The organism is Brevibacterium sp. AGC70 (genome assembly GCF_057334195.1).
Window position 1 is genome coordinate 507,420 of record NZ_JBHFIH010000014.1, and the last position, 12,838, is coordinate 520,257.

General features: G+C 63.7%; 8 protein-coding genes. 5 read left to right on the top strand and 3 right to left on the bottom strand.

Annotated elements, in window-relative coordinates:
* Positions 1-69: 69 nt before the first annotated feature.
* A complete protein-coding gene (locus ACE03M_RS12515; RefSeq protein WP_485934215.1) occupies positions 70-2,718 on the bottom strand; it encodes an AAA family ATPase in 2,649 nt (882 codons plus the stop codon).
* The gene (locus tag ACE03M_RS12520; protein ID WP_485934216.1) at positions 2,715-3,848 is read right to left on the bottom strand and encodes a metallophosphoesterase family protein; all 1,134 of its coding nucleotides are present in this window, start codon (positions 3,846-3,848) and stop codon (positions 2,715-2,717) included. The genes ACE03M_RS12515 and ACE03M_RS12520 overlap by 4 nt, the downstream gene beginning before the upstream one ends.
* A gap of 192 nt (positions 3,849-4,040) precedes the next feature.
* Between ACE03M_RS12520 and ACE03M_RS12525 the strand changes: the two genes are divergently transcribed.
* The 3 genes from ACE03M_RS12525 to ACE03M_RS12535 are packed head-to-tail and all read left to right on the top strand — an operon-like array spanning position 4,041 to position 8,155.
* Complete coding sequence (locus ACE03M_RS12525) at positions 4,041-4,886, top strand: ABC transporter ATP-binding protein (RefSeq protein WP_260847951.1); 846 nt, start codon at positions 4,041-4,043, stop codon at positions 4,884-4,886.
* Between the two features lie 50 nt (positions 4,887-4,936).
* Positions 4,937-5,992: an ABC transporter substrate-binding protein gene (locus ACE03M_RS12530; RefSeq protein ID WP_260847950.1), complete on the top strand. Its 1,056-nt coding sequence runs from the start codon at positions 4,937-4,939 to the stop codon at positions 5,990-5,992.
* Positions 5,993-5,995: 3 nt separating this feature from the next.
* On the top strand, positions 5,996-8,155 hold the full coding sequence (locus ACE03M_RS12535; protein ID WP_485934217.1) for an iron ABC transporter permease: 2,160 nt from the start codon (positions 5,996-5,998) through the stop codon (positions 8,153-8,155).
* Positions 8,156-8,285: 130 nt separating this feature from the next.
* Here the strand turns inward: ACE03M_RS12535 and ACE03M_RS12540 are convergent, their stop codons facing one another.
* The gene (locus tag ACE03M_RS12540; protein ID WP_485934218.1) at positions 8,286-9,185 is read right to left on the bottom strand and encodes a LysR family transcriptional regulator; all 900 of its coding nucleotides are present in this window, start codon (positions 9,183-9,185) and stop codon (positions 8,286-8,288) included.
* A gap of 64 nt (positions 9,186-9,249) precedes the next feature.
* On the opposite strand from ACE03M_RS12540, the gene ACE03M_RS12545 reads away from it, so the two are divergent.
* Both ACE03M_RS12545 and ACE03M_RS12550 read left to right on the top strand, forming a co-directional pair.
* Complete coding sequence (locus tag ACE03M_RS12545; RefSeq protein ID WP_485934219.1) at positions 9,250-10,929, top strand: malate:quinone oxidoreductase; 1,680 nt, start codon at positions 9,250-9,252, stop codon at positions 10,927-10,929.
* 342 nt (positions 10,930-11,271) lie between these two features.
* On the top strand, positions 11,272-12,837 hold the full coding sequence (locus ACE03M_RS12550; RefSeq protein ID WP_485934220.1) for an ABC transporter substrate-binding protein: 1,566 nt from the start codon (positions 11,272-11,274) through the stop codon (positions 12,835-12,837).
* The last annotated feature ends 1 nt before the right edge of the window (position 12,838 follow it).

Here is a 12,838-nt window from a genome sequence, read left to right on the forward strand (position 1 = left end):
GGGGGGGCCGTGACTGCCTGTGCAGACTCCTATTGTCGGGTCCGTCTGGGTCTGTTGCGTGATGCTGGGTTACGTCAGGCTCACCGTCCTCGCGCCACCGAGGCGGGCGAAACGGTCCGGCTGGCAGGTGAGCAGTATGACCTGGGCGCTCTGGCCCACCGTGGAGAGGATGACGTTGAGCGCGTTCAGCCGCTGCGCATCGGCGAAGCCGAAGGCATCGTCGAGGACCACAGGTGCCCCAGAATCACTGTCGACGAGTGTTGCCACTGCGAGCCTGCCGATGAGCGCAAGCTGCTCCTTCGTTCCGCCCGACAGTGATTCGAAGGGCACGGTTCGTTCGTTCAAGGTGCGTGAGACGATCTCGAGGTCCTCGGAGACCTCAACCGACAGTCCCTGACCGAATACCAGCCTGCCCAGACGCTCGATCTGCTCCTTGAAAGGAGCCACGTACTTCCGCTGGGACTCTTCCTTGTGTTTGAGGACTGCGGTGCGCAGCAGGTTGATTGCCGTCGCCTGACGGCGCAGTCGTGCCTGCTTCCTCAGAGCCGATTCCAGCGCTTCTTCGGCAGTCGCAAGCTTTTCGTAGATGCCTTCGCTGGCACGATCGTCGATGAGGGCCGAGAGACGATCGACCTCCTGCCGCACTTCCTCTCGCTGGGCTTCCTTGCTGCCGACAAGTTGCCGCACGTTCTGCAGCTGCATCTCCAAGGACTCGGGATCGGCTGCCTCGTAGGCGACTCGTGCTTCGCTGACTTGTGAGTCGACATTCGACGCTCGAGCCTTCGCAGACTTCACCGCTTCTGCCAGATCGGCGTCAGAGTTCGTCGTCCTTGCCTCAGCCAGGCTGCTCGTCAATCGCTCGTGCTGAGTTTCGGCTTCTTTCAGGCTGGTCTGTGCCCGGACCGTCTCCACGCGCGCGTCATCTCTGTTCGTGCGAGTTCGTTCGAGTTCGACGCGGGCGGCATCCACCGCGGATTGAGCGTCGTCGGCAGTCTTCTCGGACTCGGTGACTGCCGTTTCGAGCTCGCGCAGGCTCCTCTCATCATGACTGCCTTCTGCTTCGGCGCCGTCCACAGGTTTGCCATCGGAGATTGGGCGGGTTCCATCGGTTCCGAGGATCTGCTGTGCCCGAGCGAGCGCAGCTTCAAGCTTGTCGCGCCTATCCTGGCCCAGCAGCACCTTGAGCGTCGAATCGGCCTCTGCCTTGACGGCTTCTGCATCAGCACGAACATCGGCTCTTTCCCGGGCTTGGGCCACGGAGTCGACGTCGAGGCGTTGCAGCTCTGCGTCGAATGCTTGTTTGGCCGAGGTCAGTGCCTTGTCCAGCTCGACGGGTGATGCTCCCGGGCGGACAGTGATGTCAGCGATGCCCTCGATCGTGATTCGCACGTCCTTGACTGCGGCGAATTCTCCAGTTGCACCATCACCCAACTCGGTTCCATCGACATCGACGGCCTGCGAGCCGAGGCGTTTCGCGACGATCTGTGCCGCGGCGGAGGTCTTCGCGTTCTCCGCGATCCTCACCTCTGTCTCCAGCGAGATCAGCGCCTCGACGTCCTTGGTGGTGACCGCAATCGATCCGATCGTCGCCTGTGCCCGGCTCTTCTTCTCATCATGGTCACGAATAGTGTCGAGTCGACGTGTGAGTTCGGTGAGTTCAGTTCGGGCACGCGCCTCGGTCACGTCTTTGGCTGCAGCCTTCGCCAGTGCACGTGCCTCGTCGAGCGTGCTCTGCTTGTCCTCGAGGGTCTTCTGTGCGTGAGCGAAGTCCGAGTCGATGTCATTTTGCGTCGCTTCAAGGTCAGTGACCGAAGACCGGGTCGCAGTCACAGTCTCCTCGGCCGCAGCGACATCATCGATGAGCCGTGTGCGTCGGTCCAGAGCTTCCCGTGCGATCTGTTCATCACGCTGTGCCGACTTCGCCTGCTCCATTGTCTGATCGAGCACTGCCTTGAGTTCAGCCACAGCCTTCGCCGCCTGTTCGGCTTCGTCACGGTCGCTCAGGGCCTGCGTCAGCTGCCCCCGGACAGATTCCAGGCGGGCAGCCGCCCTGGCGTGGTTGTCGACGAGCTCGTCCATCTCGTGGCTGCGTTCGCGCAGCTCTTCAAACGCAGCTTCGGCACTGGGGACTTCAGCGTTCGCCGCCTTGTAGTCACCGGTCTCCTTTCCGGACTTTGTGAAGTACTTCGAATACTCGGCTTCGATCCGATCGAGGAAGTCATCGTGGTCGGCGACCTCGATGCCCGATTCGTTGAGCGCGGAGTGCAGTGCCTTGATCTGCGCCAGCGGTGCCTGGGCCAGGCTTTCTCCCTGTGCTACGTCGAGGGCGACGAGGAGATCGACATCGACGGTGTCGGCGAGGATCGAGAGGAATCGGTCGTGGGCATCATCGCTGCTCAGCTGTTCCGGTCTGGGTCTGATCACGCTGAGTTCGGTGAAAGGCTGTTTGATCCACCGTTTCCGGTACTTGAGTTCGTAGTCCCCCGTGCTCAGGTGCAGTTCCACCTCGGGTCCGGCATCGACACCGACGGGTTGGGTCTCTTTGACACTGGCTTTGCGTGAGCTCGACTTGTCTTCGCGCAGATGGGTGATGGCTTCATGGATTGAGGACTTGCCGACCTCGTTGGGTCCTTCGACGACGGTGACGCCATCGCCGAACTCAACCCGGGAGTCCGCTATACCGCGGTAGTTGCGCAGGTGGATGGAATGGAATTTCATGATCCGCTCCTCGCAAATCGATACAGCAGCCCCAGAGCATCCTGTGCCGCTGCAGCAGTTGGGTCCTCTCCTGCCGCGGATTCCGCCAATTCGTCGAGGGTCTCCTGCAGGTATCCGCTCAGACCGAGGCCGGCGAAGTCTTCGTCGGCGGCGACGACTGCAATGTCCGTATGCCGCTCCCAGATCGAGACGAGGGCGAAGAGGTCTGCGGCATGGTCGAGGACTTCGTCGAGGCGCGCCTTCGCTGCTGTGGACAGGGTGCCTCTGAGGACGAGCCAGACTGCGGTGCTGTCCTTATTCGGGATGTCTGTCAGTCGCTGTTCGAGGCGGGTGACGTCCTCATCCGAGTTCACGTCCTCCTCGACGACGAGGTAGGTCCAGCGGCCGATGTGCACCTTCTCCACAGTGCTTGCATGCGTCTGGGGGTCGACATCGACGAGGAGGACGTTGCCGGGATCGTCCTCGCGTCGAGAGGTGACCTCCGGGGCGCCGGGGTACCAGATCCTCTCGTCGACGGAGTAGGTGGCGTGCCTGTCACCGAGTGCGACGAACTGGGCACGGCCCTCTTTCACCACAGCCTTGAGGCTGTCGGTGTCGATCGTGGCCAAAGACTCCCGGTCGGGGTCCAAGGTGCTCACGGCACCGTGACCGGCGACGATGCGCACGCGACCTGAGGCCACCTCGGCGAGATTCTGAGTTGCCTGGTCCACCAGGTCGCCTTGGGGACGTTTCGAGAACCACGGAGCACCGACGATTTCGACGCCCGGGATGACTTCGAACGGTTCACTGTCGCGCAGAACGTGGACGTGGTCAGGCTGCCGTGAGGTGAAGGCGGGGGAATCGTAGATGGAGGCTGCGTCGAGGGGATCGTGATTGCCCGGCAGCAGGACGACGGGCACGGTGAAGGCGGCCAGAACCTCGAAGGTGCGGGAGATGATGGCTCGGTCGAGTTGGTTGGACTCGAACACGTCACCGCAGACGATGACGAATTCGCATGACTGCTCGGCAGCGATCTCACCGATGCGTTTGACGGCATCGAGGCGGGCACGGTGAAACCGCGGGCGGGCTTCGGCACTGAGATAGTGCGCCGTCATGCCCAGCTGCCAGTCTCCGGTTGCGACGAATCTCATGGGTTCCTCCTAGGCTCTCCCCCATCCTATGTATGCACATCCACCCTACGGAGAGGCACTGACACGGAACGTGAGGTACGTCATGTTGCACACGCGCGAAGTCAGCGATTCCGCCGCTCTTGCAGGTTCCTCGGACCGTCACCGCCTCGACGTGAGACCCAGCCCACCCTAACTTAGGTTAGGCTATGCACTATGAACACGACGGGGACGATGAACTCCATTGCGCTGCACGCCTCGGGCCTGCACTTGGGCTATGAACGTGCACCGGTTGTCCATGACGTGTCCGTCTCGATCACTCCCGGTCGGGTCACGGCACTCATCGGACCCAACGGCAGCGGAAAGTCGACCGTCCTGCGGTCCCTGGCTCGTCTGCATCCGATCAGCTCCGGTGAAGTCACAATCGCCACGCCGGGGTCGACCACTCCGACGCCTGCACTGTCGGCACGCGAATTCGCCCGTACGGTCACACTGCTCTCCCAGTCCCGACCGCATCCTTCCGGGCTGAGTGTGCGCGAGATCGTCGCGTTCGGTCGCCACCCGCACCGGCGCCGCTTCGCCTCACTCACCGATGCCGACAGGGCCGCGATCGATAAGGCTCTGGAACTGACCGGCACCGACACGATGGCCGAGCGTTCCGTCGATCAGCTCTCCGGTGGCGAGCTCCAGCGCGTCTGGCTGGCCACCTGCCTGGCCCAGGAGACCGGGGTGCTCCTCCTCGATGAGCCCACCAATCACCTGGATCTGCGCTATCAGGCAGAGATTCTCGACCTCATGCGCGACCTCGCCGACGATCACGGAACGGCCGTCGGCGTCGTTCTCCACGATCTCAACCATGCTGCCGCCGTCGCCGATGACGTCGTCCTGCTCAGCCAGGGCCGAGTCAGATCCACGGGGACCTGCGAAGAGGTCTTCACCGCCGATGTGCTCACCGAGGTCTACGGACTGCCGATCCGCACGCTCGTCGATGAGGACACCGGGATGGTGCGCATCGAGGCACTGCCGCGACGCCGCCGTCGCACCCTCGCCGCGGCCTCCTGACTTCTTCACTGAAATACCGCCGTTTCACCTCTCAAGAAAGAGACACCTCTGTGACAACTCCGCCCTCTGCACCTCTGCGCAAGCCCCTATTCGCCCTGGCTTCCCTCTCCGCCGTCTGCGCCCTCGCACTGTCTGCCTGCGGCACTACAGGCACCGACGCTTCGGCCGATGACGGGAACTCCGAGTCGATCTCCGAAGCATGCGCGGACGACTCGAGCACCACCTCGGCGGACCCGGTCTCCGTCAAGGACGACACCGGCCACCAGATCAAACTCGACAAGCCCGCATCTACGGTCGTCTCACTCGAATGGCAGTACACCGAAGACCTGCTCTCCCTGTGCGTCGATCCCGCTGCCGTCGCCGATGCGAAGGGCTTCACCACCTGGGATACGGCTGAGAAGCTGCCCGAGGACACGACCGACGTCGGCACCCGGCAGGAGCCGAATGTGGAGTCGGTCCTCTCGGCCAACCCTGATCTCGTCATCATCGAGACGACGTCCCGTGACGACAAGATCGTCAGCCAGCTCGAGGACCAGGGCATCCCTGTCATGGCGATGACCGGTGCCGACGGCAAGGACCCGATCGCCTACATGAAGGACACCTTCTCCACCATCGCCGAGGTCACCGGCCGCGGCGAGCGCGCCGACACCGTGCTGTCCGAGTTCGATGCGAAGGTCGAGGAGTCGAAGAAGGCGCTAGAATCCGCCGACCTCGAAACAAAGGAATTCGTCTACTTCGACGGTTGGGTCAACGGCTCGAATGTGGCGCTGCGTCCCTTCGGCCAGGGATCGCTCTTCGGTGAACTCGGCGAGGAACTGGGGCTGAAGAACGTGTGGACCGGCGAGGTCGATCCCGCATACGGACTGGGCCAGACAGACATCGAGGGCATCTCGAAGGTCGGCGATGCGAACTTCTTCTACACCGGCACCGATGATCCCGAGTCCGAGGACTATGTGAAGCTGCTGCAGAAGAACGACATCTGGTCCAACATTCCCGCCGTCAAGGATGAGCGCACCTTTGCGTTCCCCTCCGGGATCTGGACCTTCGGCGGACCGAAATCGTCCGAACAGGCTCTCGACGCCTACGTCGAGGCACTGACCAAGTAGTCCATGACTCCTCCCTCACCCACGACCGTCTCACCCACGACCATGCCTACGACGATCTCGGCGAGCGATGGCTCGGAGCCGAATCCTGCCGCAACCGAGCGGAAGGCTGGACTCTTCAACGCGCTCTCGGCCACCGGGATCCTGCTCAGTCTGGTCATCGTCCTTGCTCTGCTCTCGGCATGGCACATCACGCAGGGCACCTCGGGGATCGGATTCCGGGACCTATTCGCGGCCCTGACCGGATCCATGTCTTCCCCCGCCGAGGCGGGCCCGAGTGCCCGTGACGTCCTCATCGGGTCCCGGCTTCCGCGCGTGGGCGCGGGGATACTCGTCGGCGTCGCCCTCGGCGTTGCCGGTGCGCTGTTCCAGTCGCTGGCCCGCAACCCGCTGGCCTCACCAGACACCCTTGCCGTGACCGGTGGTTCGTACTTCGCAGTCACCGTGGTCACCGCCTTCGGCATCGCGATCCCGGTGTGGGCCTCCGGAGGCGTCGCCTTCCTAGGCGGGCTGCTCGCCGCAGCTCTGGTGCTCGGGCTTGCCGGTGGTGCGGCATCGTCGACGACCCGCCTCGTGCTCGCCGGCACTGCGACCGCCTTGGCGTTGCAAGCCGGCACCTCGACCCTGCTCATCCTGTTCCAAGAGGAGACGACGAGTCTCTACTCTTGGGGTTCAGGCACCTTGAATCAGCTCGATGGGACCGCCGCGATCCGCAGCATTCCCGTCATCACCATCATCGTCGCTGGTGCAATCCTGCTGTCACGACGCCTGGATCTGCTCAGCCTCGGCGATGATGCCGCCTCTGTCCTCGGTGTGCCGATCCGGTCGACTCGCGTGATCGGGATTCTGCTCGCAGTCATCCTCACCGCAACGGCTGTGACTTTGGCCGGGCCGATCGGATTCGTCGGCCTGTGCGCACCGGTCATCGCCCGGCTGCTCGCTCGCCTGGTGCCGGCGCTGGGCCGGCATGCAGTGATGATCCCGGCCACGGCGCTCATCGGCGCAATCATCGTCATCCTCGCCGACGCCGTGCTGCGCGCCATCGTCGGAGCTACCGAGGCGATCACTCTGCCTTCGGGGGTGACGACGACGGTGCTCGGAGCGATCGTCCTCGTCCTACTGGCACGGTCCATGCGGTCTTCGAGTCCCGCTCAGGCGACGTCTGCGGCTCGGTCCCGGGTCCACGGACCACGTCGCGCCGTGCTCGTCATCGTGCTGGGCACGGTCGTGCTCATCGTTGGTGCAGTCCTCTCATTGCTCTCAGGGGAACGCTTCTACCTCCTCGGTGATGTGATGCTGTGGATGCAGGACCAGGCGGCACCGGTGATCTCCTTCGCCTTCGACTCCCGGGCCCCACGCGTGGCCGCCGCACTTGCCGCCGGTGCCGCCCTCGGATTGTCGGGAACATTTGTCCAGGCCAGCGCCCGCAACCCGCTGGCTGAGCCGGGCCTGCTCGGCATCACCGGCGGCGCCGGGCTTGGTGCCGTCATCGTCATCACCCTTGTTCCCGGCGCCACCGTCGTGCTGATCTCAAGTGCGGGGGTCGCTGGTGCGCTCGTGGCATTCGCCATCGTCTACGGACTCTCTTGGCGCGGGGGGATGAACACCGACAGGCTCGTGCTCATCGGCATCGGCATGTGGTTCGGCTTCACCGCCCTGACCACACTGTTCCTCGTTCGGGCGAACCCGTGGGATACACCGGCACTCTTCACCTGGCTCTCCGGCTCCACCTACGGCCGCGTCTGGGCCGATGTCGCGCCCGTGGCACTCGTCCTCCTGGCTGCAATCCCCCTGGCCTTCGTGTGGATGCGTGAGCTGGATCTGTTGGCCCTCGACGACGATACGCCGAGGCTTGTCGGAGTCCCACGTGAACCCGTTCGCCTGGGCGTGCTCATCACGGCCGCGGTGCTCGCCGCCGTCAGCGTCTCCGCAGTCGGAGTGGTCGGGTTCATCGGCCTCGTCGCCCCGCACGCCGCCAGGGCTCTGGTCGGCGCTCAGCACGCCCGGGTGGTCCCGACGGCCATGCTCCTCGGCGCCCTTGGCCTTGTCGTCGCCGACGCATTGGGCCGCACGGTCATCGCTCCTGCACAGATTCCCGCCGGACTCATCGTCGCTCTCATCGGCGCCCCCTACTTCGTGTACCTGCTGGCACGTTCGAAGGCGTGAGAAGCGACCCCGAACTCCCCGACGGCTGTCTCTTCGCAACCGCTTGCCAAACGTGTGGAGGTAGAGCACAAATGACGCACCTGCGCACCTTTGCCAAGCGGTTGTCACGGTGCGACTGCCGGAACCGCGACTACGGAGCCGCCCACTCCTGGGCACGTTCGTGGATGAAGTCGCGCAGGCGAGCGACGACGCGACTGGGTCGGCGCACCGCGGAGCACAGCGAGACCTCACGGACATAGCCACCGCCACGCAGCTCAACCTCGGCGATGCCCTCCATGAAACGAACATTGCGCGGGATCAGCGCCACTCCCATCCCCCGGCTGACGAATTCACGGATCGTCGAGAACTCGGTGACTTCGGTCTTGACCCGCGGGACGAACCCGGCGTCGGCACACCACAGATCGGTGAGGCTGCGCAGATTGTAGGTCGCGGGGTTGGCGATGAACTCTTCTCCCGCCAACTGAGCAACGGTGATGCTGCGCCTACCGGCAAGCCGATGGTCAGCAGGGAGTGCGGCCACGATTTCCTGTGAGGCGAGAACCTCATGTTGCAGCTCAACCGGGGGCGGAATGATGATTGCCAGATCCAGCGCTCCCTTCTGCAGGTCGCGGGCGAGCTCAGCACCGTGTGCCTGCTTGAGGTCGAGTCTGATGCCCGGGTGCCGGGAGCTGAAGGCGGCCAGCAGATCGGGGATCTGGCCCGCTCCCATTGTGAGCGGAAAGCCGAACCGGATGGCACCATGATCAGGGTCGGCCGCCTCGGCGATGTCCGTGATCGCGATCTCGATCTCTCGCAGCGGTCCCCTGATCGAATCCGCGAGTTCGCGTGCTGCGGCAGTCAGGCTGATCGCCCGACCGTCGGGAACGATGAGGGGCACGCCGAGGCGGTCCTCCAGACCGTGGATGCGTCGGCTCATCGTCGACTGCGGGATGCCGAGGGTTGCCGCCGCATCGGTCATATGTCCGTTCTGTTCGACGAGCTCGAGCAGTGCCGCCAACTGCGGGGCCTGACCGGGGCGCATTTCATCCATATACGGATTGTATCGATGTTCTTATTCATTGGACGGATGATTCTTCAGAGATCATGGTGAATATATGAAGCGAAGCCCCGTCACACCACAGCACCTGCCCGACGCCGATGTCGTTCTCATCGGGGCGGGCATCATGTCGGCGACATTGGGATCGATGCTCGCCGATCTCGACCCTGACATGCGCATCGTCGTCCTTGAGAAGGCCAGCGACATCGCCGGCGAAAGCAGCCGAGCCTGGAACAATGCAGGCACCGGACATTCCGGTTTCTGCGAACTCAACTACATGCCCGACCCCGGTGATGGGACGAAGGCCGCCTCAATCGCCGAGCAGTTTCACCTCAGCCGGCAGTGGTGGGCTCACCTGGCCCAGTCCGGGCGTTTGGACCCCACCGAATTCGTTCACTCCACAACTCACATGAACCTCGTCTTCGGTGACCGCGACGTGGACTACCTGCGACAGCGTGTGGAGACACTGCGTGCTGACCCCCTGTTCGCAGACATGGACTTCACCACAGATCGCGGTGAGATCGCACAGTGGGCGCCGTTGACGATGGAGGGTCGCCCCGATGACGGTGAGCCGATTGCCGCGGCCAGGAATCCGCGCGGCACGGATGTCGACTTCGGCGCCCTGACCCGAGGCCTGTTGGACATCGTCTCAGACCAAGCCCATAACGAGGTCCACACCAACCACGAGGTCACCGGACTGCACAGCACCGAAGCAGGCTGGACTGTCAGCGGGAAGACCGCTGCCCCGGCAACGGCCTCGGGCACAGCGTCGAGGCCAACCCGGCCCTTCTCTGTCAATGCGAAGCACGTCTTCGTCGGCGCCGGCGGGTTCGCCCTCAAACTCCTGCAGAAGAGCAGAATCCCCGAGGTCAGAGGCTATGCCGTGCTGCCCGTCGGAGCCTCGTTCTACCGCAGCGCCACTCCTGCCGTCGTCAGCCGCCATGACGCCAAGGTCTACGGGCAAGCCGATGTCGGCGCTCCCCCGATGTCGGTGCCTCACCTCGACAAACGCATCATCGACGATGAGGAGCACCTGCTGTTCGGCCCCTATGCGACGTTCAGCACCAAGCTGCTCAAGCACGGTCACCTCAGAGACTTCTTCACGACCCTGCGACCCGACAATCTCCATGTGATCGCGGCGGCCGGCCTGCAGAACCTCGACCTCGTGAAGTTCCTCGTCACAGAGCTGGCGGCGGGGCCAAAGAAGAAGTTCTCGCAATTGCGCCGCTTCTACCCGAAGGCCAGATTCAACGAATGGACCCTGGTGCCAGCCGGGCAGCGTGCGCAGCTGGTGAAACCTGACCCGAAGCGGGTCGGTGCCCTGCAGCAGGGCACCGAGCTCGTCGTCGGCGCAGACGGGTCGATCGCCGGACTGCTCGGAGCCTCGCCCGGCGCGTCGACGGCCGTGCCGATCATGCTCGACCTGCTGCGCTCGGCCTTCCCAGCCCAATGGCATCGCGGCTGGAAGGATGTCATGAGCCAAGCGATCCCCGACATCGAGAGAACCGACTGGAACGCCGAGGCAGTTGGTGCCAGTTCCGCAGCCACCGACGTCGCCCTCGGGCTGGGCGCATCCGGCTCACGGGCTTCCGACTCGGGTGCTTCCGGCCCGGGCACATCCCACGTGCGGGCTTCCGGCCCGGGCGCTTCCGACTCGGGCACATCCCACCGAGGGACATCCCACGTGAGGGCTTCCGGCCCGGGCACATCCCACGTGGGCACATCCATGCGAAACTGAGCAGCCCCGTGCAACGCCGCGCACCCCGTGCAACACCGCCCAGCACGCACGACCTGCGGGCCCACCTCGGCGAGGCCGCCTCCTCCTCCCTGGCCCGCACGCTGCAACCGCTAGCCAAAGGTGTGAATGTCGAGCACAAGTGACGCACGTATACACGTCTGCGTAGCGGTTGCTGCGGGAGCCCCGACGGTCACCTGGAGCGCCGTCGGGTCAAGGCTCCCACCTGGTGAGACATTGGCAGAATGCCACAGCAGAAAACACTCAGCGTTGTGGCATTGCTGATTGAACGGGGGCCGGTTGGGATTTAGTGTGAGCTACAACACCTAACGTAAGGAATCTCACATGAAGGTCCGCCTCCCCCGCCGAGCGCTCGCAATCGGATCAGCTCTCGCTCTCACCTTCGGTCTGGCTGCTTGCAGCGGAGGAGACCAGGGAGGAGGCGAGGCCGGCGACACGATCGTGGCTGAGACCGCGTTCAACCTCAAGACGATCGATCCCCACCGGCAGTTCGAGTTCACCGGGTCGACGATCGACACTGCGATCTATCAGACTGCCTTGGAATTCAAGGACGGCGACCTGACCAAGCCGACCGACGGCCTGTGCTCCTTCGAGATGTCCGATGACAACAAGAAGTTGACGCTGAAGCTCAAGCAGAAGGACGCGAAGTTCTCCAACGGAGATCCCGTCACCATGGACGACGTCGTCTTCTCCTTCGAACGGCTCAAGGGCATCAAAGGCAATCCTTCGTTCTTCCTCGACGGTGTCTCCATCAAGAAGGTCGACGAGGAGACCGTCGAGCTGACCAGCAAGAAGCCCAATCCTGCACTCCCCTACATTCTCCCCAACGCCTCGATCGGAATCGTGAACTCGAAGGTCGTGAAGGAGAATGAAGGCACCACCGACGAGAAGGACGGCGCCGAAGCCTTCCTCAACGAGAACTCGCAGGGCTCGGGTCCGTACAAGGTCGAGAAGTATGATGCCGACAGCCAGGTGGTGCTGACGGCGAACGAGCACTACAACGGCCCGGAACCGAAGTACAAACGCGTCGTACTGCGCAACGTCTCCGCAGAGACCCAGCTGACCGACATCCAGTCCGGCCAGGCACAGGTCGCCTACGACCTCAACTCCGAGCAGGCGAAGCAGATCGATGGCTCCATGGGTGAGATCGCGAGCCTGCCCTCGACGCGCAGCCTCTACATCTTCAACAACACCGACGAGAAGCTCGGCGGACCTGCCGCCGATCCGAACTTCCGCAAGGCCGTCATGTCTGCCATCGACTACGACAAGCTCACCGACCTCGCCGGAGAAGGATCGCAGCGCATGGCCAGCCTCGTCCCCAACGAGTTCGTCGGTGCCGTGCCGAAAGATCAGGCACCAGAGAAGGATCTGGCCAAGACGAAGAAACTGCTGAAGAAGGCTGGGTACGACGGTGAGAAGATTCCCTTCCACTATTCGAGCGACCAGTCAGTCAACGGAGTCGACCTGGCTCAGCTGGCGGAGACCCTGCAGGCTCAGCTGAAAGAGGCCGGCATCAACCTCGCGCTGAAACCGGCACCCAGTTCGACACAGCTCGACGGATTCCGCTCGGCCAAGCAGCCCATGGGCATCGGCACCTGGGGTGCGGACTACCCGGATCCCACGAACTACAACGTCTTCATCCCCGGCGGCAGCGTCGCCGACCGCGTCAACTGGAAGTCCGATCCGAAGCTGAAGAAGCTCGCAGCCGAAGCGGAGAAGGCCAAGGACGGTGACCGTGACGCCGCCTACGCCAAGCTGTACAAGGCGACCACGGACACCGGAGTCTGGATTCCTCTCGTCCAGCCCGTCAACACCGTGGCAGTGGGATCGAGCATCAACACGTACGTCTCCAACGCCGACATCACATTCGACTTCGCGAAAGCTGAGTGAG

Excerpts from the sequence above, each read along its gene's own strand:
- ACE03M_RS12550 (WP_485934220.1), top strand. The coding sequence starts at position 11,272 with ATGAAGGTCCGCCTCCCCCGCCGAGCGCTCGCAATCGGATCAGCTCTC.
- ACE03M_RS12515 (WP_485934215.1), bottom strand. The coding sequence starts at position 2,718 with ATGAAATTCCATTCCATCCACCTGCGCAACTACCGCGGTATAGCGGAC.
- ACE03M_RS12545 (WP_485934219.1), top strand. The coding sequence starts at position 9,250 with ATGAAGCGAAGCCCCGTCACACCACAGCACCTGCCCGACGCCGATGTC.
- ACE03M_RS12540 (WP_485934218.1), bottom strand. The coding sequence starts at position 9,185 with ATGGATGAAATGCGCCCCGGTCAGGCCCCGCAGTTGGCGGCACTGCTC.
- ACE03M_RS12535 (WP_485934217.1), top strand. The coding sequence starts at position 5,996 with ATGACTCCTCCCTCACCCACGACCGTCTCACCCACGACCATGCCTACG.
- ACE03M_RS12520 (WP_485934216.1), bottom strand. The coding sequence starts at position 3,848 with ATGAGATTCGTCGCAACCGGAGACTGGCAGCTGGGCATGACGGCGCAC.
- ACE03M_RS12525 (WP_260847951.1), top strand. The coding sequence starts at position 4,041 with ATGAACACGACGGGGACGATGAACTCCATTGCGCTGCACGCCTCGGGC.